Annotated in this window: 25 protein-coding genes and 1 tRNA gene; 11 read left to right on the top strand and 15 right to left on the bottom strand. The window is 66.2% G+C overall.

The window, feature by feature from the left end:
• Nucleotides 1-167: 167 nt before the first annotated feature.
• The 3 genes from ACFOOR_RS09500 to pgeF are packed head-to-tail and all read left to right on the top strand — an operon-like array spanning nucleotide 168 to nucleotide 3,329.
• Nucleotides 168-1,085, top strand: coding sequence for an alpha/beta hydrolase (locus ACFOOR_RS09500; protein WP_343165723.1), 918 nt, complete (start codon nucleotides 168-170; stop codon nucleotides 1,083-1,085).
• A 37-nt stretch (nucleotides 1,086-1,122) separates the two neighbouring features.
• The gene (locus ACFOOR_RS09495) at nucleotides 1,123-2,562 is read left to right on the top strand and encodes a protein adenylyltransferase SelO family protein (RefSeq protein ID WP_343165722.1); all 1,440 of its coding nucleotides are present in this window, start codon (nucleotides 1,123-1,125) and stop codon (nucleotides 2,560-2,562) included.
• Nucleotides 2,559-3,329 carry a peptidoglycan editing factor PgeF gene (gene pgeF / locus ACFOOR_RS09490; RefSeq protein WP_343165721.1) on the top strand — a complete coding sequence of 257 codons (771 nt, stop codon included), beginning with the start codon at nucleotides 2,559-2,561 and terminating at the stop codon, nucleotides 3,327-3,329. Before ACFOOR_RS09495 ends, pgeF begins: the two co-directional genes overlap by 4 nt.
• Before the next feature lie 12 nt (nucleotides 3,330-3,341).
• Here the strand turns inward: pgeF and ACFOOR_RS09485 are convergent, their stop codons facing one another.
• From ACFOOR_RS09485 to ACFOOR_RS09470, 4 genes are read right to left on the bottom strand one after another with little or no spacing between them, the layout of a single operon-like run.
• Complete coding sequence (locus ACFOOR_RS09485; RefSeq protein WP_343165720.1) at nucleotides 3,342-4,517, bottom strand: ABC transporter permease; 1,176 nt, start codon at nucleotides 4,515-4,517, stop codon at nucleotides 3,342-3,344.
• A 10-nt stretch (nucleotides 4,518-4,527) separates the two neighbouring features.
• Nucleotides 4,528-5,685, bottom strand: a complete 1,158-nt coding sequence (locus tag ACFOOR_RS09480; protein ID WP_343165719.1) for an ABC transporter permease — start codon at nucleotides 5,683-5,685, stop codon at nucleotides 4,528-4,530.
• On the bottom strand, nucleotides 5,682-6,380 hold the full coding sequence (locus tag ACFOOR_RS09475; protein WP_343165718.1) for an ABC transporter ATP-binding protein: 699 nt from the start codon (nucleotides 6,378-6,380) through the stop codon (nucleotides 5,682-5,684). The genes ACFOOR_RS09480 and ACFOOR_RS09475 overlap by 4 nt, the downstream gene beginning before the upstream one ends.
• A gap of 59 nt (nucleotides 6,381-6,439) precedes the next feature.
• Nucleotides 6,440-7,474, bottom strand: coding sequence for an efflux RND transporter periplasmic adaptor subunit (locus ACFOOR_RS09470; protein ID WP_343165717.1), 1,035 nt, complete (start codon nucleotides 7,472-7,474; stop codon nucleotides 6,440-6,442).
• A 325-nt stretch (nucleotides 7,475-7,799) separates the two neighbouring features.
• Here ACFOOR_RS09470 and ACFOOR_RS09465 point away from each other — a divergent pair, with 325 nt between their 5' ends.
• A complete protein-coding gene (locus ACFOOR_RS09465; RefSeq protein ID WP_343165716.1) occupies nucleotides 7,800-8,318 on the top strand; it encodes a CarD family transcriptional regulator in 519 nt (172 codons plus the stop codon).
• 135 nt (nucleotides 8,319-8,453) lie between these two features.
• Complete coding sequence (locus ACFOOR_RS09460) at nucleotides 8,454-9,347, top strand: RNA polymerase factor sigma-32 (RefSeq protein WP_343165715.1); 894 nt, start codon at nucleotides 8,454-8,456, stop codon at nucleotides 9,345-9,347.
• A gap of 86 nt (nucleotides 9,348-9,433) precedes the next feature.
• On the opposite strand, the gene ACFOOR_RS09455 is transcribed toward ACFOOR_RS09460, so the two are convergent.
• Nucleotides 9,434-10,222, bottom strand: coding sequence for a thermonuclease family protein (locus tag ACFOOR_RS09455; RefSeq protein ID WP_380214382.1), 789 nt, complete (start codon nucleotides 10,220-10,222; stop codon nucleotides 9,434-9,436).
• Between the two features lie 90 nt (nucleotides 10,223-10,312).
• Here ACFOOR_RS09455 and ACFOOR_RS09450 point away from each other — a divergent pair.
• Nucleotides 10,313-10,389: transfer RNA gene (locus tag ACFOOR_RS09450), tRNA-Arg, on the top strand.
• A 19-nt stretch (nucleotides 10,390-10,408) separates the two neighbouring features.
• Nucleotides 10,409-11,206 (top strand): SDR family NAD(P)-dependent oxidoreductase, encoded by a 798-nt coding sequence (locus ACFOOR_RS09445; RefSeq protein ID WP_343165713.1) that lies wholly within the window; start codon nucleotides 10,409-10,411, stop codon nucleotides 11,204-11,206.
• Between the two features lie 15 nt (nucleotides 11,207-11,221).
• Here ACFOOR_RS09445 and fdxA read toward each other — a convergent pair whose 3' ends face one another.
• From fdxA to ACFOOR_RS09420, 5 genes are all read right to left on the bottom strand, one after another.
• A complete protein-coding gene (fdxA, locus tag ACFOOR_RS09440) occupies nucleotides 11,222-11,563 on the bottom strand; it encodes a ferredoxin FdxA (protein WP_343165712.1) in 342 nt (113 codons plus the stop codon).
• A 65-nt stretch (nucleotides 11,564-11,628) separates the two neighbouring features.
• Entirely contained in the window at nucleotides 11,629-12,078 is a 450-nt protein-coding gene (locus ACFOOR_RS09435; RefSeq protein ID WP_343165711.1) for a tellurite resistance TerB family protein, read from the bottom strand.
• Nucleotides 12,071-12,373 carry an RNA-binding S4 domain-containing protein gene (locus tag ACFOOR_RS09430; protein ID WP_343165710.1) on the bottom strand — a complete coding sequence of 101 codons (303 nt, stop codon included), beginning with the start codon at nucleotides 12,371-12,373 and terminating at the stop codon, nucleotides 12,071-12,073. Before ACFOOR_RS09430 ends, ACFOOR_RS09435 begins: the two co-directional genes overlap by 8 nt.
• The gene (locus ACFOOR_RS09425) at nucleotides 12,370-14,943 is read right to left on the bottom strand and encodes a helicase-related protein (RefSeq protein WP_343165709.1); all 2,574 of its coding nucleotides are present in this window, start codon (nucleotides 14,941-14,943) and stop codon (nucleotides 12,370-12,372) included. Before ACFOOR_RS09425 ends, ACFOOR_RS09430 begins: the two co-directional genes overlap by 4 nt.
• Before the next feature lie 50 nt (nucleotides 14,944-14,993).
• Nucleotides 14,994-15,791 carry a DUF3108 domain-containing protein gene (locus tag ACFOOR_RS09420; RefSeq protein WP_343165708.1) on the bottom strand — a complete coding sequence of 266 codons (798 nt, stop codon included), beginning with the start codon at nucleotides 15,789-15,791 and terminating at the stop codon, nucleotides 14,994-14,996.
• Nucleotides 15,792-15,993: 202 nt separating this feature from the next.
• Between ACFOOR_RS09420 and rpmB the strand changes: the two genes are divergently transcribed.
• Nucleotides 15,994-16,287, top strand: a complete 294-nt coding sequence (rpmB, locus tag ACFOOR_RS09415; protein ID WP_343165707.1) for a 50S ribosomal protein L28 — start codon at nucleotides 15,994-15,996, stop codon at nucleotides 16,285-16,287.
• Nucleotides 16,288-16,412: 125 nt separating this feature from the next.
• Nucleotides 16,413-18,116 carry an amidohydrolase gene (locus ACFOOR_RS09410; RefSeq protein ID WP_343165706.1) on the top strand — a complete coding sequence of 568 codons (1,704 nt, stop codon included), beginning with the start codon at nucleotides 16,413-16,415 and terminating at the stop codon, nucleotides 18,114-18,116.
• Here the strand turns inward: ACFOOR_RS09410 and ACFOOR_RS09405 are convergent.
• Nucleotides 18,113-18,385 carry a BolA family protein gene (locus tag ACFOOR_RS09405; protein WP_343165705.1) on the bottom strand — a complete coding sequence of 91 codons (273 nt, stop codon included), beginning with the start codon at nucleotides 18,383-18,385 and terminating at the stop codon, nucleotides 18,113-18,115. The genes ACFOOR_RS09410 and ACFOOR_RS09405 overlap by 4 nt on opposite strands.
• Before the next feature lie 53 nt (nucleotides 18,386-18,438).
• On the opposite strand from ACFOOR_RS09405, the gene ACFOOR_RS09400 reads away from it, so the two are divergent.
• Nucleotides 18,439-19,059 (top strand): J domain-containing protein, encoded by a 621-nt coding sequence (locus ACFOOR_RS09400; RefSeq protein ID WP_343165704.1) that lies wholly within the window; start codon nucleotides 18,439-18,441, stop codon nucleotides 19,057-19,059.
• 113 nt (nucleotides 19,060-19,172) lie between these two features.
• On the opposite strand, the gene ACFOOR_RS09395 is transcribed toward ACFOOR_RS09400, so the two are convergent.
• From ACFOOR_RS09395 to cobS, 4 genes are all read right to left on the bottom strand, one after another.
• Nucleotides 19,173-20,294, bottom strand: a complete 1,122-nt coding sequence (locus tag ACFOOR_RS09395; RefSeq protein ID WP_343165703.1) for a M14 family metallopeptidase — start codon at nucleotides 20,292-20,294, stop codon at nucleotides 19,173-19,175.
• A gap of 333 nt (nucleotides 20,295-20,627) precedes the next feature.
• Nucleotides 20,628-21,620, bottom strand: a complete 993-nt coding sequence (locus tag ACFOOR_RS09390) for an esterase-like activity of phytase family protein (RefSeq protein ID WP_343165702.1) — start codon at nucleotides 21,618-21,620, stop codon at nucleotides 20,628-20,630.
• Nucleotides 21,617-23,527: a cobaltochelatase subunit CobT gene (gene cobT / locus ACFOOR_RS09385; protein WP_343165701.1), complete on the bottom strand. Its 1,911-nt coding sequence runs from the start codon at nucleotides 23,525-23,527 to the stop codon at nucleotides 21,617-21,619. Before cobT ends, ACFOOR_RS09390 begins: the two co-directional genes overlap by 4 nt.
• Nucleotides 23,528-23,547: 20 nt before the next feature.
• On the bottom strand, nucleotides 23,548-24,549 hold the full coding sequence (gene cobS, locus ACFOOR_RS09380; RefSeq protein WP_343165700.1) for a cobaltochelatase subunit CobS: 1,002 nt from the start codon (nucleotides 24,547-24,549) through the stop codon (nucleotides 23,548-23,550).
• A 496-nt stretch (nucleotides 24,550-25,045) separates the two neighbouring features.
• Between cobS and ACFOOR_RS09375 the strand changes: the two genes are divergently transcribed.
• A complete protein-coding gene (locus ACFOOR_RS09375) occupies nucleotides 25,046-25,495 on the top strand; it encodes a YaiI/YqxD family protein (protein ID WP_343165699.1) in 450 nt (149 codons plus the stop codon).
• The last annotated feature ends 203 nt before the right edge of the window (nucleotides 25,496-25,698 follow it).

The following is a 25,698-nucleotide window of genomic DNA, read 5'->3' as shown; positions in this document are numbered from 1 at the left end:
GTCGCCGTCGCCCGGAAACTCCTCACAATCCTCAACGCCATCGTCAGGGATCAAACACCATGGCAGCCTCAAAACGCTTGACCGCCAAGACAGTCGCTCTCCCCCTGAAGGGGGCGAGGGGAAAGCGGGTCTTGCCTTGCGGCGAGGGCTCACTTAATCGCCAGTCCATGAGCGAGAACGACCGTGATTTCTGGTCCCGGCTGGGATTGAGCGACCCCTTCACTTCCAAGGCCGGGCTTGCCCGTGTCCGCGAGGCGATGAAGGGCGCGCCGGCCGTGCTCGAAGCTGCGCCGCCGGAGATTGGCGGCACGGTGGACCTCGCCATTCCGGCGGGCGGTCACACCATCCCGGCACGGCTCTACCTCCCCGAAAACGCGCCGGAGACCGGCCCGCTCTGTGTCTTCTTCCACGGCGGGGGATATGCGCTGGGCGGGCTCGACAGCCATGACCGGGTCTGCCGCCGCCTGTGCGCAATGTCGGGCGTGCGCCTCCTCGCCATCGACTACCGGCTGGCACCGGAACACGCCTTCCCGGCCGCTTATGACGACAGTCTTGCCGCCTTCGACTGGGCGGCGGGCGAGGGCGCAGCCGAGCTTGGCGCCGACCCTTCCCGCCTCGCCGTCGCCGGGGACAGTGCCGGGGGCGGGCTCGCCGCCGCCGTGGCGCAGGCGCGCCGGGCGCAGATCCGCTTCCAGCTTCTGATCTACCCGCTCCTGCAGCTCGCCGAGGTCCGCAAGGACAAGCTGAAAGCCTTCGAGGGCCACATTCTCTCGGCCAAGACACTGGAATGGATCCGCGACAAATATGTCGCCGACCCGGCATTGGTGCGCGATCCGCGTTGCTCGCCGCTCTTCTGCGACGATCTCCACGGTCTGCCGCCGGCCTATATTGCCGCCGCCGAGCTCGACCCGCTGCTGGCCGAGGGCCGCGCCTATGCCGACAAGCTCGCCGCCTTCGGCGTGCCGGTCGACTACCATCTCGGGCGCAAACTGCCGCACGGCTATTTCAACATGACCCGCACCCTCCCGGTGGCGAAGCGCCTGATCGACAAGGTCGGTGAAAAGCTGGGCGCAGCCTTGCGCTGACCTTGTGAAGCGCCGCGAAGCCGCCTAGCTCAAGCCCATGGCCCACACCTTCCGCCCTGACCGCGCCTTTCCCGCCCTCGGGGCCGAGTTTGCCGATCCCGTCGATCCGGCGGACTTCCCGCATATCCAGCAGCGCTTCTGGAATGAACGCTGGGCGAGCGAGGTCGGACTGGCAGGGCTGGGCCGCGATGAGAAGATCGAGCATTTCGCCCGCTTCGCGCCCTTGCCGGGCTGGACCGATCCGCCTTTGGCCATGCGTTATCACGGCCATCAATTCCGCCAGTACAACCCGCAGATCGGCGATGGCCGCGGCTTTCTCTATGCCCAGATGCGCGACCCGGCGGGGCGGCTGCTCGACTTCGGCACCAAGGGGTCCGGCCAGACGCCCTGGTCGCGGTCCGGCGACGGGCGGCTGACGCTGAAGGGCGCGGTACGCGAAATCCTCGCCGCGCAGATGCTTGAGGCGCTCGGCGTCTACACGTCGAAGGCCTTCGCCGTATTCGAGACCGGCGACAAACTGCACCGCCATGACGAGCCGTCGCCGGCGCGCGGCGCGGTGCTGACCCGGCTGCAGCACTCCCATGTCCGCTTCGGCACCTTTCAGCGGCAGGCCTATGCGCAGAACACCGGAAATCTGACGGCGCTGGTCGATCACTGCATCGCCGCCTACTACCCGGCGCTGGAGGACCGCACCGGCGAGGAGCGGCCGCTGGCGCTTCTGGGCGAAATCGTCGGCGCGTCCGCCCGGCTCGCCGGCGAATGGATGGCGGCGGGCTTCGTCCACGGCGTCCTCAACACCGACAATCTGAACGTCACCGGCGAGAGTTTCGACTACGGTCCCTGGCGCTTCCTGCCCTATTTCGAGCCGGGCTTCACCGCCGCCTATTTCGACGAGCACGGCCTCTATGCCTTCGCGCGCCAGCCCGAAGCGGTGTTCTGGGCGCTCCAGCAACTCGGCGCGGCGCTGTCGTTGATCGTGCCGGGCGAGAAGCTTGTCGAAGTGCTGAACACCTTCCCGGAACACTACCGCTTGAGCGCCGGCACGGCCTTCACGCGCCGTCTTGGCATAAGGCACACGGAGGAGAGTTCGCAGGACGATCTGATCCGCGCCGCGCTCACCTTCCTGAAGGACAGCCGCGCGCCGTGGGAGGCCTTCTTCTTCGACCATTTCGCCAAGCGCGACATGGAGGCGCCGGACGAGCGCCGTGCGCTCTATGCCGGTGAGACCTACGACGCGTTCCGAACCGCCTTCGACACCTTCGAGGCCGAGCGCCCGGAACGGCTGAGCCATCCCTATTTCCGCCGTGAAAACCCGGTTCACATGACGATCGAGCAGATGGAGGCGAGCTTCGCCCCGATCCACGAGAAGGACGACTGGTCGGCCTTCCACACCCTACTCGGCGATATCGCCGAGGCGCGGGCAGGCTATGATCTCGGGGCCGGGCGGACCGGCTTCCTTCCGGAGGAGACGGCGTGAGCGATCTCGAATTCCTGCACGCGGATAGGCTGAACCGGCCCGGCCTCGTCCACGCCTTCACGACGCGTGACGGCGGCGTTTCGGCCGGCGGCTATGCCAGTCTCAATCTCAGCTGGAAGGATGGCGACGACAAGGACGCCATCACCGAGAACCGCCGCCGCGTCACCGAAGCGCTGGGCCTCGACCGGCTGATCTTCCTCAACCAGGTCCATGGCAACACCGTCCACCGCGTCAATGCCATCCCGGAGGCGGGATGGTCGGTGGGTCAGGGCGATGGCCTGGTCACCAATGTCCCGCGCCTCGGCCTCGTGACCCAGACGGCGGACTGCACGCCCGTCCTGCTTTTCGATCCGGTCCGACGCGCCGTCGGCGCGGTGCATTCGGGCTGGCGCGGCACGGTGCAGGACGTGGCAGGCGAAACCGTCGAGGCGATGGTGCGTGAATACGGCACCGATCCGGCGGACCTGATCGCCGCCATCGGCCCGGCGATCTCGGCACAGAATTACCGCGTCGGCCCGGAAGTGCTCGAACAGTTCGAGGAGTTGTTCGGCTCGCTCGAGGGCCTTGCACTCGAACGCGACGCCGAGGGCGGCGCCGGGATCGACGTGTCGGAAGCCGTGCGCCGTCAGCTCGCTGCCGCCGGCATCCCGGAAACGCAGATCGAGCGTCTGCCGCTCTGCACCTATGCCGACGAGCGCTTCTTCTCCTGCCGCCGCGCCAGGGGTACGCCCTTCGGGGGACAGGCCGGGATCATCGCGCTGGTCTGAGACCCGCAGCCGTCAGTTCTGGTGAACCGCCAGCAGCGGCACATTCGCTGCCCGCAATCCGGGAATGACCCCGCCGAGGAATCCCACGGCCAGGGCAAGAACGAGTCCCGAGATGACCGAGCCCATCGTCACCTGGAAGGAGAAGACGATCTGGGTGAAGCCGCCGCCGAGCGTCGATGCCGAATTGCCGTTGAACAGGACGTAGATGACGAGGATCGCCAGCGCGCCGCCAAGCAGCGCCAGGACCAGCGACTCGATCAGCGTGCCCATGAAGGCGGTGAAGCCGCTGAACCCGATCGTGCGCAGGGTGGCGATTTCGCGGGTGCGCGAGTCGACCGAGGAATACATCGTGTTCCAGGCGCCGGCGAAGGCGCCGATCGCCATCACGATGGACAGCGGCCAGCCGACCCATTTCAGCAGCGTCGCGATGCCGCCTGCGGAATCGGCGAAATACTCGCGCTCGCTGGTGACGTCGAGATTGAGCCGGTCTTCGCCTTCGATATAGGTCCGGACCTGTTCGATAGCGTCGGGTGAGGTGAGACGCGCCCGGATGGACTGCACGCTGGAGCCGCGCTGATAGAGGTTCTGCACCACGCCCAGATCGGTCCAGATCTCGCTGTCGAACACCGATCCTCCGGTGGAAAACGTCCCCACAACGGTCCACGTATTGTTGCCCAGCCGGATCGTCTGGCCGAGATCGAAACCCTCGAATTCGCGGATCACGCCTTCCCCGACCAGAAGTTCGGCCGCGCCGGGTTCGAACATGCGCCCGGACGTGACGGCAAAATTCTGCCGGAGGTCCGTCGCACTGGCCTGCACCCCGCGCAGCGGCAGATTGGCCTCGGTCTGCGAGGACCGCTTGATGCCGTCGACGATCACATAGAGTTCCGCCGACAGGATGGCGTCGCCATTTTCGTCGGTCGCGATCCCTGGCGCGACCTCGATCAGGCGCGCATCTTCGCGGGCGAGCACGCTGTTCAGTTCGGCTTGCGAACCGCCGCGCAGGAACACCGCGACGTCGTCGGAACCCGACCCGTTGACGGTTTTCTCGAACCCGTTGGCCATGGCCAGGAAGCCGAGCAGCACGGCGACCATGAAGGCAACGGACGTGATCGTCGCGATCGACATGCCGGCGCGCTGCGGAATGGAGCGGATATTCATGCCGATGACGGCAAACAGCTGTTTCATCGTTCCGCTCCTAGAGTTTGCCGAAGGCGTCGACGATGCGGATCCGCATCGCGTTGAAGGCCGGGAAGAAGCCGGTCACCAGCGCGAAGGCGATCATCAGGCCGATCGCCTGCAGAACGACGCTGAGGGGCATGCCGAAGCCGGGCAGGAAGGACTGGAACGCTCCTGCGACCAGCACGACCAGTCCCGCGGCCAGCGCGATGCCGATCCCGCCGCCGATCAGGCTGAGTAGGAAGGATTCCGTCAGGATCATCCGGAAGATGCGGCCCGAATTGAAGCCGAGCGTCTTCAGCACCGCGATTTCCTTGGTCCGCTCGTTGATGGCGAGCACCAGCGTCGTGCCGACAATCATCAGGATCGTCGCGAAAGCGGCGCCGATCACCGAAGTCAGGATCAGGTTGATATTCCCGAGCTGTTCGATGAAGGCCTGGCTGAAGGCGGCTTCGGTGGTGGTCTCGGTCTCGGCCGGGGAATTGGCGAACAGCGCGTCGATCTCGTCGGCGACCTGGTCGTTCAGCGACACGTCCTCGGTCGTCAGGATCATCCAGCCGACCGTATCCCGCGCGAAGGCCAGGCTCTCGTTGAAATACTCGTAGTGGAACATCGCGTAATTCGTCGGCACCGAGGAATCCTCGGCGGTGAAGATGCCGCAGATGTCGAAATCCCAGTCGCTGCTTCCGTCGGCCTGCTGCCAGATGTTCGAATTCAGCGGGATCCGGTCCCCGACCGACCATTCATACTGTGTCGCCAGCGCCTGACCGACGATCAGGCAGGTGCGCGTATTGAGCCAGGCTTCGCGCTGCTCCGGCGGCAGGATCAGTTCGGAATAGACGTCGAGATAGCTCTCCGGCTCGACCGCGAAGGTCTGCACGAAATTGGCCGGCTGCTGGTAGTAACCGCCGAACCAGTTGGCGTGCGTGACATCGACGATCCCGTCGACCTGCTGCACGCGGCCGTAATAGGCATAGGGCATCGAGACGGTGAAATTGATGCTGTTCACCGTGACCAGCCGGTTTGCCGCTGCCACGTCGACGCCGGCATTGAATGCGGTGTTCACAGCGCCCAGCACAGCGAAGATGAAGAAGGCGATGGAGATCGAGACCATCATCAGGATGGCGCGCAGCACCTTCCTGAACAGGCCTTTCCTGATCAGAGTGGCTTCGTTCACCGGCCCGCTCCCCGCTCGATGAATTCGCCCTTGTCGAGATAGAGCTCGCGCTTGGCGTATTTCGCCGCCGACGGGTCGTGCGTGACCATCACGATGGTCTTGCCGAGCTCGGTGTTCAGCTGCTGCAGCATGGAAAGGATCTCGTCGGCCGTGGTGCGATCAAGGTCTCCGGTCGGCTCGTCGGCGAGCAGGATTTTCGGGTCGGCCACGATGGCGCGCGCGATGGCGACGCGCTGCTGCTGGCCGCCGGAGAGCTGGCGCGGCTTGTGCCCGGCGCGGTCGGCGATGCCGACGATTTCGAGTGCCGTTTTCACCCGCTTCTTGCGTTCCCCGCCGGGCAGGCCGGTCAGGAGCAGCGGCAGTTCGACATTCTGCGCCGCGGAAAGCGTCGGCATCAGATTGTAGAACTGGAAGATGAAGCCGACATTCCGCGACCGCCACTTGGCGAGCGCGCCCTGGCTGAGATTGTCGATCCTTTTGCCTTCGAACACGACCTGGCCTGAAGAGGGGCTGTCGATCCCGCCGAGCTGGTTCAGGAGCGTCGTCTTGCCCGAGCCGGACGGACCCATGATGGCGATGAAGTCGCCATGGACGATGTCCATGTCGAGATTCTTGAAGATCGAGATCGACTCCTTGCCGCGCGTATAGGTCTTGGACAGGTCGCGCAGCTGGTAGAGCGGCAGTTGATCGGTCATGTCAGTCCCCGTTTCTCGCCTTGCCGTAGCACGGAAAAGCGAAACTTTAAATTCTAAAGTTAATTCCGTTCGACGAAGGTCACCCGCGCCGCCATGTCGGGCAGGATGCGGTCGTCGCGCTCGTCGAAGGCCACGCGCACCTGGATGGTCGCGCGGCTGCGGTCGGCGGTCGGGATGATCGCTTCGACATGCGCCGGGATCTGCCAGTCGGAATAGGCATCCAGCACGGCCTCGACCCGCTGACCCGGCGTCACGCGCTGGATCTGGCCTTCATTCACATCGACCTCGATCTCCAGCGAGCTCATGTCGACGAGCGTGGCGACGCCCGTCCGGGTGAAACCGCCCCCGGCCGAAGCCGGGGACAGGATTTCACCGACTTGCGCGTTCTTGGCGATCACCACGCCGGCGAAGGGCGCGCGCACGACATAGCGCTCGATCAGGTCTTCCTGGCTCTCCACCTGTACCCGTGCCGCCTCGGCATCGGCGCGGGCCGACAGGATCTGGGCATCGAGGCTGGACACCTGAGCCTGGGCAGCGGTCACCGCAGCTTCCGACCCGATATTCGTCGATGCCAGCCGACCGGCGCGCTCCAGCACGTTTGTGGCTTCGGTACGCTGAGCGGCGAGGGCGGCAATCCGGGCATCCGCGGCCGCAACGCGTGCGCGCAACTCCCGGAGCTGAAGCTGCGCCCGCGTGTCGTCGAGACGGGCCAGGACCTGGCCGGCCTCCACGGACGTACCTTCCTCGAACAGGATTTCCTGAATCCGCCCGGTGATTTCCGCCGATACTGTCGCCTGACGGCGCGCCACGACATATCCGGAGGCGACCAGTCCGGTCGCGCGCGGCACCGACGGCGATTGCGCGGCGGCCGTGTTGGCCTGGACCGGCGTCTCGGTTCGCGCGGGTTCAGCGGTTCGTACCGGCGCAGCGGGTTCGCTGCCCGTACCGGTCAGAAAGAAGGTCGCGCCCGCGCCGAGAGCAGCGAAGACGACGGCGATGATCGCGACGGCGAGAATCGGTACGCCGCCGCGCGGCGCCGCCTCGTTGCGGTCTATGCTCAAAGAGCGCAGCTGTTCGCTCCGCATGTCATTCATGACGATGTCCCTCCGTCGGAGGCCCTTCTAACGCGCATTCGGCGCAGTTGTAATCGGGACAGGCGAATTCACAGTCCCTGTTGCACTGCGGCATCGCAAGGCCAGTCGAAGGGCGTCCGGTTACCCCGAGTAAACCCCGAACGCCGTTGTCGCTTGGTTTTTATGCAGTTTTGTGATACGTTAACCCATTATTAGGCGGTGCGAAGAGCAGCGCCATCCTTCGGTCGGAGAAAGGCAGCCACTCCCGGGTCGTTTCGTTCATGTCGAAACGGTCGTGGGGAGATGGGACGGTTTTAGCCCTGTCCGACCCAGCCAGAGAGCATCCATGTCGAAGAAAACCGCGAATGACAACTCGTCCTTCAAGAAGGGCGACTTCATTGTATATCCCGCCCATGGCGTGGGCCGCGTGACCGGCGTCGAGAAGGACACCGTCGCCGGATTCGATATCGAGGTTTATGTCGTCGCCTTCGAACAGGACAAGATGGTCCTGCGCGTCCCGACCGCAAAGGCGACCCAGTCGGGCATGCGCCCGCTGTCCAGCGACAAGATCGTCAAGGACGCGTTGAAGACTTTGAAGGGCAAGGCCCGCGTGAAGCGTACCATGTGGTCGCGCCGCGCCCAGGAATACGAAGCGAAGATCAATTCCGGTGATTTGATCTCGATCGCGGAGGTCGTGCGCGACCTGCACCGCGGCGAGGACCAGCCCGAACAATCCTATTCCGAGCGCCAGCTCTACGAATCCGCGCTCGACCGCATGATCCGCGAAGTCGCGGCGGTGGAAAATATCGAGCACGACGTGGCGCGCGAGAAACTGTCCAAGTCGCTGCTGGCGAAAGCCGCCTGAGGTTTCAGCCTCCGTCCCGAGCCTGACGAGACGCCCGGCCGCACTGGCCGGGCGTTTCGCGTTTCGGCGCCATGCAGTGGTGAATGATCCGATCCGGCCCGCCATGCGTAGAGTCGCCAGCGAGGAGATACGGATATGGATTCTTCAGGACCTGCACGCCGCTCCGCCGACCCGGACCGCCGCTTTCTGCGCCGCGCGATGGACGAGAAGCTGCTCGAACGCGACGAGGAACAGGCCCTGGCCCGTCGCTGGAAGGATCAGCGCGACGAGGCCGCGCTCCACAACCTGACCCAGGCCTATATGCGGCTGGTCATTTCCGTCGCCTCCCGCTTTCGCAAATACGGCCTGCCCTTCGCCGACCTGGTGCAGGAGGGCAATGTCGGCCTGATGGAGGCCGCCGCCCGCTTCGAACCCGACCGCGATGTCCGCTTCTCGACCTATGCGGCGTGGTGGATCCGCTCCTCGATCCAGGACTATGTCCTCAGAAACTGGTCGATCGTGCGCACCGGCACGACGTCGGCCCAGAAGACGCTCTTCTTCAACCTGCGCCGCGTCCGCGCGATGATCGACGATGTCGGGGCCACGATGTCCCCCGAACAACGCACGAGGATTGCCACCCTCCTGCGCGTGAAGGAAAGCGATGTTGAGGCCATGTCCTCGCGCCTTGCCGCGTCCGACCGTTCGCTCAACGCCCCGATGGGCGAGGACGGCGACGCGACCTGGATGGATTTCCTGCCCGACGAACAGCCCGCCCCGGAAGACGATGTCATGCTGCGCCATGACAGCGCCAAGCGCGTCGGCTGGGTGCGCGACGCGATGCAGGTGCTGACTGAACGCGAGCAGCTGATCATCCGCGAACGCAAGCTCAATGACGACGAGGCCGTGACGCTGGAAGCGCTCGGCGAACGACTCGGCATTTCCAAGGAGCGCGTGCGTCAGATCGAACACCAGGCTTTGGGCAAGCTGTCGAAGGCCCTGAAGTCGCGCTTCGGCGCAGACGAGGTCGACGGGCTGATTGCTGACGGATGAATTCCAATCCCGGGGTCCCCATGAAAATGGGGACCTGACGTCGGCACCCCGTTTCGGGTTCCCGCGTTCGCGGGAAACCCGTGTCGTTACGGCGGGCTCAGAATCTCCAGCCTCTCCGGGTGATCGATCGTGATCGCCGGCCCGTTCATCGCATGGACCCAGCCGCGGACGCGAACTTCCGCGCCCTCCAAGGCGAGAAGCTCGATGCCCGCCGCTTCAAAGGCGCTGCGGTCGCGCGCCTCGACCGAGACCGTGAAGTCGCTGCGGTAGTCGAAGCCGAAATTGAGATAGGTGCGACCGTCGACCTCGGCGGTGGAAATGATCCGTCCCTCGACGATCTGCACGCTGTCGAGATCGAGCGCCAGGAGGTTCGGGTCGGGCGTCCGGACCCGGTAGGCCGGATCGGCCCACAGCCCGCGCCCGGCGCCCCGCGCTTCTGCTTCAAGCGCCAGCAATTCCGCAATCCCCGCCGTTTCGCCGGGCCAGGAATAGACCCGCGCCCATCCGGCCGCGACCATTGCGTCCTGCAGCGTGGTGCCGTCGTCCAGCGTCACGATGGCGATGGCGCGCTCATACCGGTCCCGCGTTTCGCCGGGATAGGACAGGCTCGCCGTCCTTCCGTCCGCGATCTGCGCCAGGGCGTCGGCGGCGGCGTCTGCGAGGGCTTCGTCTCCGACCGGGATCAGTAGCCCCGCGGGCCGGACCGCCAGGGAGGTCTCATCCGTCATTTCGAGCGTCAGCCAGCCGTCAACGGCCGACAGCCGCCCCGTTTCACCCGACGACCCGTTCTGCGCCTCGGCCCCGCACCCGGCCAGCAGGGCGGCGCACAGCCATGCCCCATACCTCCGCATGCGGGTATGAAAGCGTTTCTGCACGCCAGAGTCGAGTCCGGACGGACGCTCACCTGGCAAATGCGCCGCAGGGCTTCGCCTCCGCCGCGCTTCACGCTAGGAAGACAATCATGCGTCCCCGTAGCTCAGCAGGATAGAGCAACGGTTTCCTAAACCGCAGGTCGGAGGTTCGAATCCTCTCGGGGACGCCACTTTAACGGGGGACGGGACATGGATTTCAACGGCACGATCGCGATCGTCACGGGCGGCGCATCCGGCATCGGCAAGGCGCTCGCCGAAGGTCTGCACAAACGCGGCGCACGGGTCGCGGTGTGCGATCTCGACGGCGCGGGCGCCGACGCCGTGGCCAAGGCCTGCGGCGGGATCGGCCGCCGGGTCGATGTCTCCGATGAGGGCCAGGTCGCGGCCTTCCTCAACGAGGTCGAGCGCGAGATGGGCCCGGTCGACGTCTATTTCTCCAATGCCGGCGTCGGCTATTCCGACGGCCCGCTGTGGCAGGCCGCCAGCGCGCCGAATGCGGTCTGGGAGAAACAGTGGGCGATCAATGTCATGGCCAGCGTCTATGCCGCTCGCCACGTCATCCCCGGCATGGTCAGGCGCGGCAAGGGCGTCTTCCTAATCACCGCCTCGGCCGCCGGCGTCCTCAATCAGATCGGTGATGCCGCCTATTCCGCGACCAAGGCCGCCGCGCTGTCGCTGGCCGAGAGCATTGCCATTACCCATGGCGACGAGGGCATCAGCGCCCACGTCCTCTGCCCGCAATACGTGAAGTCGAACATGACCAAGCTGCTGCCCGAGGTCATGAAGCAGATGGACGGCATTCTTGAGGCCGGCGAAGCCGCCGAGATCACGTTAAGCGCCATCGAGGCGGGCCAGTTCCTGATCCTGACCCACAAGGCGACCGGCGAGCACTATGCGCGCAAGGCCGGCGACCGCGACCGCTGGCTGTCGGGCATGCGCAAGATGCGCCGCTTCCTGCTCGACGCGAACCACGGCCGCCCGATCTGAGGGGACGGTGAGCGCCTAATCGCCCTTGCCGGGCTTTTCCGAGAAGTATTTCTCGAACTTGCCGGTTTCCTTCGCCATCTCGTCGGCGTCGGCCGGGCGTTCCCCGATCTGTGTGATGTTCGGCCAGATCTTCGAGTATTTCGAATTGATCTCCAGCCACTTGCCGTCGGCGTCGTCCTCGGTGTCGGGCTTGATCGCCTCGACCGGGCATTCCGGCTCGCACACGCCGCAATCGATGCACTCGTCGGGATGGATGACGAGGAAATTCTCGCCCTCATAGAAGCAGTCCACGGGACAGACTTCCACGCAATCCATGTATTTGCAGCGCACACAGGCGTCGGTGACGATATAGGTCATCGCAAATTCTTCACGCGGAACAGGTGATCAGATCGCGCCGGACATGTGCCGACCGCGCCGCTTTGTCAACGCTTGCGGGCTGCGGCCTCTGCGCGCGACCGGGCGAAGACGCGCTCGCGGTCGTCGACCGCGAGCAGCGGCGCGACCGTGCGGATGAAGCTCTCTTCGAAGGGGGATTTCTCGCCGTCGGACAGGGCGACCGACCAGAGGTGCTCGATCAGCGACACGCGCTGCGCCTTCGGCAGGCAGGCCTTGACCACCTTGGTGAACTGGTAGTGATCGACCGCCGCCTCGGCCAGATCCTCGGCCTCCTCGAGCATCTGCCGGGCGGTTTCCTCCGGCAGGTCGAACGCGGCCATCAGGATGGAGCGGATCTGCGCCGCCTCGATTTTCGCATAGACACCATCGGCCAGCGCGGCCTCGACCAGCAGGGCGGTGGCCGCCACCTGCGGGTCGAGTTCCGGGTGGGCTTTCGGCCGGTCGGCCGCGAACAGGCGTTTCAGGGCATCAAGCATGTGTCTTTCCTACGCCCGGGGCAGTGGTTTCGTAAAGCGCGCGCGCTTCGTCAGGCGGGCCGCGGCGCGCTCCGAGGGCGGCAATGCGCAATTGTCTGACACCGGACGGCAGCGACAGGGTCAGCACGTCGCCGGGCCGGACCAGCGCCGATGCCTTCTCGACCCGGCTGGTGTGACCGGCGCGGCCGAGGCGGACCGAACCGGTCTCGACAAAACGCGTCGCCATCGTTCGCGACTTGAAGAAGCGGGCGCGCCACAGCCAGACATCGACGCGTATTCCCGCGGTCTCGCTCATTTCCGGGCTTTCCTGGCGCGGCGTGGCCTGCGGCGCGCGGCGGCAGGTTCCGGGGCCGGGCGGGCCAGCGCGGCAAGCGCGGCAAACGGGCTGTCGGGATCGACCTTCACCGGTTCGGGCTCCGGCGCGCGGTGCTTGCGCACACGCATGGCCCAGCGTTCGCCTTCGGCCTTCTCCGGGTCGGGGCCCGTCTGGATCCGGCGATAGCCGAGCGCGTTCAGCACGCCGCGCAGATCCGCCACCGAACAGCCGAGGATCGACGTCATGTCGGCCGTCATGGCAAAACCGTGCCCGTCCTTGGCGGCGCGGCCCTCGCGGATCAGGTCGGCAAGGCGTTCCAGCATGTCGACCCGCACGGCCAGCGGTCCGCAGCGGTGGAAGCCCGCAGCGGCATAGTCCCCGGCGGCGCGGCCCTCTTCCGCCGGTACGCTGACAAGGCCGGGGCCTGGCCGGAAGGGCGCCTGCCCGTCGCCGCGCGCCGTGGCACGCAGCAGCGAGGCCAACCCTGCCGCGGCCGGCTTGGTCAAAGCGGGCATGAAGACGACATGCTCGCCGATCCTGACGCCGAGACTGCGCAGCTGGCGGCGCTCCACGGGAGACAGGGCGCGCACCTCGGTCAGAACGTCGGCGCGGGCCACGCAGCCGCCCGCTTCTTCCAGACGGTGCGCGATGCCGCGCGCCATGCCGGTCACCTTGCCCCCCGCGGCGGCCGCCGGGAGCGCCAGCAGCGGCGCCAGCTTCGCGGCAATCTCACCCTGGACGAAGGCCTCGATCCGGCGCACCGCGCGTTCGCGGGCTTCGGCCGAGCCCAGCTCGCCGCCGATCAGTTTCACGCCGGGCTTCAGCAGGCTGTCGCCCGCCACCATCAGGGCGACGGCAGTCTCGCCGTCGAGAATCCGGCCTTCAGCGGTGATCGTCAGCGTATCGTCTTCGGCCTTGGTCAATCGTCCCAGCCTCCGGTTCATTTCAGGTCTCAGCGCGCGGTCGGCGGCCTGCCGCAGTGCGCGCGCTTCCAGTGCTCCGCCGGAAATGTCCGGCACGAATTTCAATCCTTCAAGATGGCCGACATCATGGCCTTCCACGGTCACCCGCCCGTCCGGCGTGACACCGGCCAGCAATTCCTTGTCCTCGCGCAGTCCACGGATCAGCGCGCTGGTCCGCCGGTCGACGAAGCGCTGGGTCAGTCTTTCGTGCAGGGCGTCGGACAGCCGGTCCTCCACCTCCCGTGCCCGGTCGCGCCAGAGATGCGCGTCCTCGGTCCAGTCGGTGCGGTGGCTGACATAGGCCCAGGTGCGCACATGCGCGAGGCGTTGGGACAGGATGTCGACATCGCCTTCGACCCGGTCGAGCCGGTCGAGCTGCCGCGCCATGAAGTCCGACGGAATCCGCGCGTTCGGACTCATCAGATGGTCGAGAATCTGCCGCACCAGGCGGGCATGCGCATCGATCGTGATCTTGCGGAAATCGGGAATGCGGCACGCATCCCAGACCATCTCCACCCCGCGCGGAGTGGACGCGTAGCGGCGCACGTCCGGATCGGCGGCGAGGATGTCGAGGACTTTCTCGTCCTCCGCGCCGCGCACCCGCTCCAGCGCCGGGTCGGGGGAGGGGCGGCGCAGCGAGGCGAACAGCCGGTCGAGCGAACGCAGGTCGAGATCGCTGTTGCGCCAGGACAGTTTTTCCAGCCGCGCGAATTCGTGGTTCTCCAGTGCCGCGACCACCTCGCCTTCCAGCGGGCGGACGTCCGACGTCTCGCCGAACGTGCCGTCATCGCGAAAGCGCCCGGCGCGGCCGGTAATCTGGCCCAGCTCCGCCGGGGTCAGCATGCGCCTGCGGTGCCCGTCGAACTTGGTGATCTCGGCGAAGGCGACATGGTCGACATCCATGTTCAGCCCCATGCCGATCGCATCGGTCGCGACGAGATAGTCAACCTCGCCGGACTGGTAGAGCGCGACCTGGGCATTGCGGGTGCGCGGGCTGAGCGCGCCCAAGACGACCGCCGCCCCGCCGCGCTGGCGGCGCAGAAGCTCGGCGATGGCGTAGACGCTCTCGGCGGAGAAGGCGACGATCGCCGACCGGCGCGGCAGCTTGGTGATCTTGGCCGGCCCGGCATAGCGTAGGGTCGAGAACCGCTCGCGTTGCAGGATATCGGCATCGGGCACCAGCCGCCGGATCAGTCCCTCGACGGTCGCAGCCCCGAGCAGCATCGTCTCTTCCGTGCCGCGCATGTGCAGGATTCGGTCGGTGAAGACATGGCCCCGGTCCGGGTCGGAGGCCAGCTGCACCTCGTCGATCGCCACGAAAGCCACCCGCATGTCGAGCGGCATCGATTCCACCGTGCAGACGAAATAGCGCGCGCTGGCCGGCGCGATCTTCTCCTCGCCGGTGATCAGCGCGGCGGCGTGGACCCCCTTGGCCTTGACCACGCGGTCATAGATTTCCCGCGCCAGCAGGCGCAGCGGCAGGCCGATCATGCCCGAGGACCGCGCCATCATGCGTTCCACGGCAAGGTGCGTCTTGCCGGTATTGGTCGGTCCGAGGACCGCGGTCAGGGGGGCATAGGCTGTCATCGCGCTTCACACATAGTCCGCGCGCGTGACAGGTGCGAGGCTTGGGTGCGCTATTCGATGGAAATCGAGCGCGCCTCGACCGTGATGCCGCCGAACCCGGCATTGGCGCGGATGCGGACCGGGAAATAGACCTGGCCGTCGGCGAAGGGCGCGAGCCACAGCGTCACCGGCTCGGCGATGTCTTCCGCGGTCGGCTGGTCTTCCGGATCATAGCCCGCGATCGGCTCGTAATAGGCGTTGCACACGATCGCCTCGCCGCGATAGCCGCGATTGCGGACACTGTCCGTACCCTGGCGTTCCAGGCGCAGATTGTAGCGCGCCTTGCCGTCGAACACAGGAATGCGCCCGGTGCAGGGATCGCCGCCATTGGAGCGGTAGTTGAGCGCCATCGAGATCATGCCGGTGAGCGGATCGATCGCCCCGGCGCGCTGTTCGGCGCTGGCGGGCGGTTCGCCCATCGAACCGAAAGGCGGGTTGATATTCGGTTCCGCGATGCGTTCCGGGAAGGTGATCTCGATCACCCGGTTCTTCGAACTGGCATGATTGCGGTGCTGGTATTGCCAGGGCTGCAGGTGGGCGCCCTCATTGTAGCCGCTGACGCCCGCCTCGATATCGGCATCGGAAAACAGCGCCGCCAGGCCGGCAGCGCGGAATCGCGCATTGGCCGAATAGGTGTCGTCGGCGATTTCGCTCGACACGCGGATATTCGCGACCTGAAAGATCAGCACGGAGCCGGAATATTCGGCGTTGATCCGTAGCGGCTCGCGCGCCGGCACGGCGGCGTCGTCGGCGCTGGCGAGACCGAAACTGAACGCCAGGGCGGTCAGGGCATGGGTAACTGCACGCATGGGAATATACACTCCTGCCTCGTTTTCTCGGCACCGCCCCCGGCCTGGTGCAGGTAATATATCATCCAACCCGTCTGCAAGATGAACGGGGCGGAACTGCGACAATGCTTGACGCGGGGGGCGCTCTTGGCTATCTCGCCCGCTCCCGCGCCGTCCCCCGTCGGAACCGGCGTAGAATTTTGCAAGATAAGGGAAGTCAGTCATGTCGCGGCGCTGCGAACTCACCGGTGTCGGCCCGATGGTCGGTAACAATGTGTCCCACGCGAACAACAAGTCGCGTCGCCGGTTCCTGCCGAACCTGTGCGATGTGACGCTCGCGTCCGAAACGCTGGGCCAGTCCTACCGCTTCCGGATCACCGCCGCGACGCTGCGTTCGGTCGACCATGTCGGCGGTCTCGATGCCTTCCTGATGAAGGCCCGCGACGGCAATCTGTCGACCCGCGCCCTCAAGGTGAAACGCGCCCTGAAGAAGAAGGTGGACGCCGCCGCGGCCTGATTGCGCGCCCACTTCCGATACAGCGTTCCGAACGCCCGCCGCACCCCGGCGGGCGTTTTCTTTTGCCCTTCCGCCCGATAGGGTTCGCCCGAAGCGATCTCCCGACACGATCCGAGGAATTCACCATGCGCCTCCTGCCCGCCCTTGCCGCTGCCGCCGCCATCGCGGCCTGCTCGCCGTCCGATCCGCAGGCGGATGACGGGGCGGGCATCATGACCGAAGCTCCGGCCTCCATGATTCTCCGTGGCGGGCCGATCCACACCGCCGATGACGCGATGCCGTCTGCCGAGGCAGTCGCCGTACGCGACGGCCGGATCGTCTATGTCGGCGATGAAGCGGGCGTGGAGGCGTTCATCGGAGCCGGGACCGAGATCGTCGAACTGGACGGCGCGGCGCTCTATCCGGGCTTTACCGATGCTCACGTGCATGTGCTGGGCGTCGGCTCGCGCGAACGCACGCTGAACCTTGAAGGCACCGAATCGATCACCGACCTGCAGGACCGGGTCCGCGCCGCTTCCGCCGAACTGCCCGAAGGCTCGGTCCTCTATGGACGCGGCTGGATCGAAACGCATTGGCCCGAAGGCCGCTTCCCGAACCGCGGCGACCTCGACGCCGCCGCGTCGGACCATGCCGTCGTCCTGACCCGGGCCGACGGTCATGCCCTCGTCGCCAATTCACTGGCACTTGAACGCGCCGGGATCACGGCGGACAGCGTCGCCCCCGAGGGCGGCGACATTCTGCGCGACGAGGCGGGTGAGCCGACCGGCATGCTGATCGACACCGCCATGTATCCCGCTGAGGCGCTGGTCGGTGAACTGGAAGGCGCGGAGCGCGCCGACACCTATGCCGAGGGTGCGACCGTCATGGCCAGCCTCGGCTGGACCGGCGGGCATGACATGTCCGTGCCCTATTCCGATGTCGCGATGATCGAGGGACTCGCCGCCGAGGACCGTCTGCCGATCCGCGTCTATGTCTCGGTCAATCCCGACGGCCTCGCCACTCTGGCGCGCGAGACCCCGCGCATCGCCGACGATGGCCGCGTCATCACCCGTGCTGTGAAGATGTATATGGACGGCGCGCTGGGCAGCCGGGGGGCTGCGCTGCTCGAACCCTATTCCGACGCGCCGTCGAACCAGGGCCTGATGCTGTCGAACGAGGACGAGACGCTGTCGGCCTTCACCGAGGCGTTGCGCGCCGGCGTGCAGATGAATGTCCACGCCATCGGCGACCGGGGTAATCGCCTGCTGCTAGACTGGGTCGAAGCCGCCTATGCCGCCGTGCCGCCCGAAGAGCGCGCGATCGAGAACCCGCGCTGGCGCGACGAGCACACCCAGATCGTCGATCCGGCCGACATTCGCCGCTTTGCGGAACTGGGCGTGATCCCGTCCATGCAGCCGAGCCACGCCATCGGCGACCTGTTCTTCGCGCCGGACCGTCTGGGCGAGGAACGCCTCGACGGCGCCTATGCCTGGCGCGACCTGATCGATTCCGGCGTCGTGATCGCCGGCGGATCCGACGCGCCGGTCGAGCGCGGTGATCCGCGCATCGAATTCTACGCCGCGGTGGCGCGCCGGGCACTGGATGGTACCCAGACCGAGCAATGGCATCCCGACCAGGCCGTGACCCGCCAGGAAGCGCTGCGCATGTTCACCGCCTGGCCAGCCTATGCCAGCTTCCGCGAGGACGAGCTGGGCCGCATCGCCGTTGGCCTGCGCGCCGACTTCACCGTCTTTTCCGAAGACATCATGACCATCCCGGAGGAGGACATCCTCACCGCCGAGCCGGTCATGACCATCGTCGACGGGGAAGTGGTCTACAGCGCGCGCTAACCCTCGGACGGGGACTTCACCGTCATCCGGAGGGCGTGGACCGGCCCGGCCAGCTCCTCGGCGAGGGCGGCATTGACCGCGCGCTGCCGTTCGAGCCGGGACTTTCCGGCGAAGGCTTCGGCGACGATCAGGACGTGGAAATGGCTTTCCCCGCCCTCGCGCGCGCCAGCATGTCCGGCGTGCGCGGCGGATTCGTCGGTCACGTCGAGCCGCGCGGGCCGGAACGCCGCGGCCAGCTTCGCTGCGATCCGATCGCGTACTTCACCCATCTTCACACTCCCGTTTATTGCCGCCTTAACCGCTCGGCCCCATACTTAGGACCATGCACGGCACCTACAAATACCGACCGCGCTTTCGCGACATCCGGATCAAGCCGCCCAAGGACAAGCCGGAGCCGGAGGACCGCGTCTGCGAATGGCCCGGCTGCCTGTCGAGGGGCGATTCCCGTGCGCCGAAAGGGCCGGACCGGCTGGATGACTATCACTGGTTCTGCCAGCACCATGCCGGGCAATACAACAAGAGCTGGAATTTCTTCGCCGGCATGAGCGAAGGCGAGATGAAGGCCTTCAACAAGTCTGCCCATTACGGCCACCGGCCGACCTGGAATTTCCGCGGAAATACCGGCGCGCATGCCAAGTCCGCACGCGCCTCGGCGGATTTCTCCAAGGGGTTCGACGACATGCTCGGCCTGTTCGGGCACAGGCCGGCCAATGACCGCCGCAATGACGAGGCTCCGCGCCGCCGCTTCGGCCGGCTGCAGGAAATGGCGCTCGAAACGATGAACCTGACCGGCGACGAGACGAAGGGCGCGGTGAAGAAGCGCTATGCCGAACTGGTGAAGCGCTATCACCCCGATGCCAATGGAGGTGACCGCTCGAGCGAGGAACAGCTCGGCCGCGTCATCCACGCCTACCAGATCCTCAAATCGGCGGGCATGGCTTAGGCCGACGTCCAGACCTGGGGTTCCCGCGAAAGCGGGAATCCGAAGCTGGGTCTGAACGTCAGGTCCCCGTTTTCACGGGGACCCCAGTGTGTTCGAAGCGCAGCTCGAAAAATCTAAAGCCGTCCCAGCATCTCCAGCATCGCGTCGAGATTGGCCGCGCCGAGCCGCTTGCAGCGTTCGGGTGACCAGGCCTGATCGGGCTCGGGATGGTTCGCCGCGTCCTTGAACGGCATTTCCAGCGTCATCGCGAGACAGCGGAAGCGCGAATAGATGTAGTGCGTGGCGATCGTCATCTCCGCCCCGCCCGGCCGGTCCGGCGCATAGCCGTGTTCGGTCTGGAAGTCGGGCGAGAGCCGCGCGAGAATGCCGCGATAGGCGTCGAGCCTGTCCTGGTCGGACGTCTCCCAGCCGGGCACGCCTTCCGCCCCGGCGATGAAATTGTAGGGCAGGCCCTCATCGCCGTGGACGTCGAGGAAGAGGTCGCAGCCCGTCTCCTCCATCGCCGCCAGCACGCAGTGAACCTCGGGCGAATTCTCCGGCGAGGACTTGCCCCACTCCCGGTTGAGATTGATTCCCCGGGCATTGGTGCGCAGATGCCCGCGGCACGACCCGTCCGGATTCATGTTCGGCACGATGTGGAAACGCGCGTCGCGCAGCAGCTTGCGCGCCACCGGATCGGCCGGATCGACGAGACGTTCCAGGAAGCCCTCCATCCACCACTCGGCCATCGTCTCGCCGGGGTGCTGGCGGGCGGTGACCCAAATGGTCTTCGGCCCGTGACCCATGACGAGGCAGTCCATCGTCTGGCCTTCGAGCGTCTGGCCGAGGACTTTCAGCGTCACGCCCGGGGCGTTCTGAATGTCGGCGATGAGGTTGTTGTGCCGTTCCACCGGATAGGGCGCGAAATACGCATACCAGACCGCGTCGGCTGACGGCGTGTCGCGGATCACGAGTTCGCCGTCCTCATAGGTCGTCGGCACGCGGAACCAGTAGTCGCGGTCGATGGAGGCCGCCGCGTGATAATCGGTCCAGCCCTCGGGATAGCTCGCCCCGCCGGCATTCACGATCCGCAGCGTCAGCGGCACGCCGTTCGCGCCCGACACCCGGAAGAAGAACCACTGATAATGCTCCGACCCGGCATCCTTGCGGATCTCCAGCTGGATGTTGTTGGGATCGGTCGCATCGACGACGTTGATATTCCCGCTGTCGAAGGCGGCGGTGATGTGAAGGGACATGGGTCGCTCCGGATGGGTCTTTCGGGAGGGGTAGCCCAAGCCCGACAATCCTTCAAACGCCGATCTACGCTGACCGGTTTCTCCCCCGTTTACGGGGGAGGAAAACATTGAGATCGAGCCTGTCCTGAGGAGGACGCGAAGCGGCCGTCCGGGAAACGTGAATCCAGATTTCATGGGGTCCCCATGAAAATGGGGACCTGAAGCTGGCACCCGGCTTCGGATTCCCGCTTCCGCGGGAACCCCAGTTTATTTTCAGTTAGCTCACCCCACCCCGCTCCCGTCTTGCTCACACAAGCCGCTCGCGTCCCTCCCCTTCAAGGGGAGGGGAAAGCGCTACTCCGGAATCGCGAAACTCAAGAGAAGCGTCCGCTGGGCGGCGTTGTAATTGTCGTCGGAGATCAGGAAGAGGCGGCGTTCGCCGTCCACGGTGGCGAGTGCCGCGCCTTCGATATTGTCGACCGTCATGTCCGGCGTGAATTCGGCGAGGAGGTCGGGCTGGATCACCGATCCCGCCGCGCGGGCCGCCTCCAGCGCCTCGGGCGTCACGCGCACGACGCGGATGCGGTTGCCGACGGCCTGCGCGTAATAGCGTTCGACCACGATCAGCGACCCGTCTTCTTCCACCGCGATGCCGGTCAGGCCGAAGCCGCGCTCGGCCGCGAGATTGTAGGACAGGTCGATTCCGCCCCCGGTATGGATCTGCCAGACCGTATGCGGCCGCCCGTCAATGATCGGATCCTCCACCGCCATCCAGATCGACCCGTTCGGACCCGGCGCCATGCCCTCGATCCCGGCATTGTTCCTGAGGCGCTCGATCCCCGGCGGGCCGGGCAGGGGTGAGGGCAGGGCGCCCTCGATGCCGGACCAGTCCGCGCCGATGTCATAGGCGAGCACGCGGTGATCGCGCTCGAAGCTGACGGCGTAGCGGCCCCCACCCAGATCGGCGAGGCCCTCGGCGTCCTCGTGGTCGCCTTCCAGCACCTCACCCGCCGCATCCAGCATGTCGGCCATGCGCACGTCCGAGACGCCGGATAGCCCGCCCGCTTCATAGGCGAGCAAAGCCGTCATCCAGTAGCCGCTGTCTGAAATGGCGAGGAGGCGGGTCCCGTCCGCGCTCACTTCGATCGCGGAGAAACCGCCGAAGCGGTCGTCATCGGAGGACAGCACCAGCCCGCCGCGATAATCGAGCGCACCGAGATCGAGCCGCTGCGCCTCTTCCGGGTGGAGCGCGACATACTCCGCCGTGACGGTCACCTCGGCCGGGCCGCCATCCCCCGCGCCGCAGGCGGTGAGGACGAAGAGGGCGGCAAGGGCGAGGCGTTTCATCGGCGGGTCCCCACTCCGGCTAGGTCGAGCCGCCTTATGGCGCTCAACGGATCGGTCTTCTGCTGCGACCATGGCCGGCGGCGCGCATGCGTCTCCGGGTCGAACAGGGCGGCCAGCTGTTCGGTGATCGCACCGCCCAGCTGTTCGACATCGGTGATCGTAACAGCCCGGCGATAATATCGTGTGACATCGTGGCCGATCCCGATCGCCAGAAGCTCGACCTCGCTGCGCTTCTCGATCGTCGCGATCACTTCGCGCAGGTGCCGTTCCAGATAGCTGCCGGCATTGGCCGATTGCGTGCCGTCATCGACCGGCGCGCCGTCGGAGATGACCATCAGGATACGGCGCTGTTCGGGGCGCACCGACAGCCGCCGCCACGCCCATTGCAGCGCCTCGCCGTCGATATTCTCCTTCAAGAGGCCCTCGCGCATCATCAGGCCCAGCTTGTCGTGCGCGCGCCGCCAAGGCGTGTCCGCCGCCTTGTAGATGATGTGGCGAAGGTCATTCAGGCGGCCCGGATGCGGCGGCTTGCCCTCGGCCAGCCACTTCTCCTTCGCCCGTCCGCCCTTCCAGGCGCGCGTGGTGAAGCCGAGAATCTCGGTCTTCACGCCGCAGCGTTCCAGCGTGCGGGCGAGAATGTCGGCGCAGGCGGCAGCGACGAGGATCGGCCGCCCGCGCATCGAGCCGGAATTGTCGATCAAGAGGGTCACGACCGTATCGCGGAACTCGGTCTCCTTCTCCATCTTGAAGGAGAGCGGCACGGTCGGGTCGGTGACAACGCGGGTCAGGCGCGCCGTGTCGAGCACGCCCTCCTCGAGATCGAAGCTCCAGCTGCGCGTCTGCTGCGCCATCAGGCGGCGCTGCAGCCGGTTGGCCAGACGGCCGACCACGCCCTCCATGCCTTTCAATGCCTGATCGAGATAGCGGCGCAGGCGCGTCAGCTCCTCCTCGTCGCACAACTCGCCCGCCTCGATGATCTCGTCGAACTCGGTGGTGTAGACGCGATAGGCCGCTGCCGGCGTCTCGTCGGGGCGGACGAATTGCGGACGCATGGCGCGCTGGCTGTCGCCGCTATCGTCGGTCGCCTGCACCTCGCCCTGTTTCTCGTCCGACTGGAAGTCGATCTCGTCCTCGTCCGCGCTTGAGCCTTCGGCGTCGGACGGATCGGTGTCATCGCCGCCATCGGGCTCGGACCCGTCATCCTCGCCGGTGCGTTCCTCGCGGTCGATGCCAGAATCGTCCTCGGTCTCGTCTTCGCTGTCTTCCGGGTCGCCGCCGAGTTCGTCGGCGAGGTCGAGATCTCGGATCACCTGGCGCAGGCGTTTCGCGAACGCGCCCTGGTCCTCGGACCGCTCGGCGAGCGCATCGAGTGCCTTGCCGGCCTTTTCTTCGATCTCATCCCGCCAGACCTGCATCAGGCCTTTGACCGCCTCAGGCGCGGAGCGGCCGGAAATCCGTTCACGGATCATCACGCCGAGCGCCTCGGCCAGCGGCGCCTGCTGGCGGTCTTCGGCGCGGTTCCAGCCCTTCTGTTCGGCGCGCGCGCTCAGCGCCGCGTCGAGATTGGCGGCAACCCCGCGCATCGCCTTCGCGCCGAGGCCCTCGACGCGCGCCTGCTCGGCGGCGTCATGGATGGCGCGGGCCTGCGCGCCGGGGGGCAGGGCGCTCGCATGGCTTTCATCGGAATGGTGCAATATGCGCAGCGCCAGCGCATCGGCGCGGCCGCGCGCGGCCTGCAACTCCTTCGCCGTCATGCCGGCGGGCGGGCTCGGCAGGACCAGTTTGCCCTTGGCCACGGACGCCACCTCGCCGCCGAATTTCACCTCCAGCTCGCGGTCGCGCGCAATCGCCCGCGTGGCGATCGCTGTCGCGCGCTTGAAGGCTTCCTGCTGCGGCGTGTCAGTCATGGGCGCCGCCCTTCACTGGGTTAAGCCGCGCTGGCGGGTTTCGGATTGGCGGCCTTCACCGGGGCTTCGGGAAGCTCCTCGCCGAAGACGCGCTGATAGAATTCCGCCACGGTCGGGCGTTCCAGCTCGTCGCACTTGTTGAGGAAGGTGAGACGGAAGGCGAGGCCGACATCGCCGAAAATCTCGGTGTTTTCCGCCCAGGTCAGCACGGTGCGCGGACTCATCACCGTGGAGAGATCGCCATTCATGAAGGCGTCGCGGGTCAGGTCGGCCACCTTCACCATGTCGGCGATCGTCTTCTTGCCTTCCTCGGTCGCGGCGAAACGCTTGAGGCGCGACTGGACGATGGCTTCCTCGGTCTTCGCCGGCAGGTAGTTCAGCGTCACCACCATCGACCAGCGGTCCATCTGACCCTGATTGATCTGCTGTGTGCCGTGATAGAGGCCGGTCGTGTCCCCCAGGCCGATCGTGTTCGTCGTCGAGAACAGGCGGAAATACGGGTTCGGGCGGATCACCTTGGTCTGGTCGAGCAGCGTCAGCGAGCCCGAGGCTTCAAGCACGCGCTGGATCACGAACATCACGTCCGGGCGGCCGGCATCGTATTCGTCGAACAGGAGGGCGACCGGGCGCTGCAAACACCAGGGCAGAATGCCTTCCTGGAATTCGGTGATCTGCTTGCCGTCCTTCAGGACGATGGCGTCCTTGCCGACCATGTCGATGCGGCTGACATGGCTGTCGAGATTGACGCGGATCATCGGCCAGTTGAGGCGCGCGGCGACCTGTTCGACATGGGTCGACTTGCCGGTGCCGTGATAGCCCTGGATCATCACCCGGCGGTTGAAGGCAAAGCCCGCCAGGATGGCCCGCGTCGTCGCCGGGTCGAACACATAGGCGTCGTCCACCACGGGGCAGTGTTCGTCGCGTTTCGAAAAGGCCGGAACCTCGAAACCGGGGTCGAAGCCGAACAGTTTCTGGCAGTCGGCGACGGTATCGGGGGTATCCAGCGGAAAGGACTCGGCCATCAAATCACTCGTCTCGGGGCGTTGAATCGGGTGTGGCCGTCAATGTCGGCCTTGCGCGCGGAAAGGCAAGCGCCTCGGCTGCGGCATAGCATGGGGAAAGCGGGCGGTTAAAGCGGCGGGGTGAAGATTTCCCGCCCTCGTCCTTCGAGGCTTCCACCTGACGCCGGTGAATTTCTCGACGTTCCCCGGTTTCGCGCAGCGAAGACCGGGGTCCAGAATCTATAGGACATGGATCCCGGATCGGCTTCGCCGTCCGGGAAACGTCATGTGTGAAGTTGATGGGGTCCCCATGAAAATGGGGACCTGAAGCAAGTACCCGGTTTCAGGTTCCCAAGGCCTGTCCCCGCGAATGCGGGGATCGCGGGAACCCCGGAAAAAAAAGAGGAAGTTTCACCCCACCCCGCTCCCGTCTTGCTGACGCAAGCCGCTCGCGTCCCTCCCCTTCAAGGGGAGGGAGGGGTGGCGCGTCATGGATTGAGGCCGTAAATCCCCGCCCATGACGCTTTACATCGATGCCGATGCCTGTCCGGTGAAGGACGAGGCGATCCGCGTGGCCGAGCGCCACCGCACCGAAATCAAGCTCGTGTGCGACGGCGGCCTGCGCCGCCCGGACAGCCAATGGGCCGAACTTGTCATCGTCCCCGGCGGGCCGGACGCGGCCGACGACTGGATCGCCGGGCGCATCGGGCCGGGCGATATCTGCGTCACTGCCGACATTCCGCTCGCCGACCGCTGCCTGAAGGCCGGCGGCGCGGCGATCGACCCCAAGGGCCGCGCCTTCGATGCCGACAATATCGGCGCGCTTCTGGCCTCGCGGAATCTGATGACCGATCTGCGCTCGTCCGGCATGATGGAGGGCGGCGGCCACAAACCCTTCGGGCCGAAGGACCGCTCCGCCTTCCTCGACGGGCTGGAACGCCTGTTCCAGAAGCTGAAGCGGGGTTAGGGCCCTCGTGCTTCGAGGCCCCTTCGGGGCACCTCAGCATGAGGGACTTCCTGGGGTCCCCATGAAAATGGGGACCTGAAGCGTGCGCCGAGCTTCGGGTTCCCGCTTTCGCGGGAACCCCGGGTATCAATTTCCCCTCATCCTTGTATGTGCGGATTGCGGCATGATGGTTTCCGCTGCCGGAGGTTTTTGAGGACCTGCGG

This window comes from Hyphobacterium vulgare (genome assembly GCF_042643335.1).
Classification (GTDB): Bacteria; Pseudomonadota; Alphaproteobacteria; order Caulobacterales; family Maricaulaceae; genus Hyphobacterium; species Hyphobacterium vulgare.
Note: the sequence above shows the minus strand (reverse complement) of the source record. Positions and strands in the feature narration are given on the sequence as shown.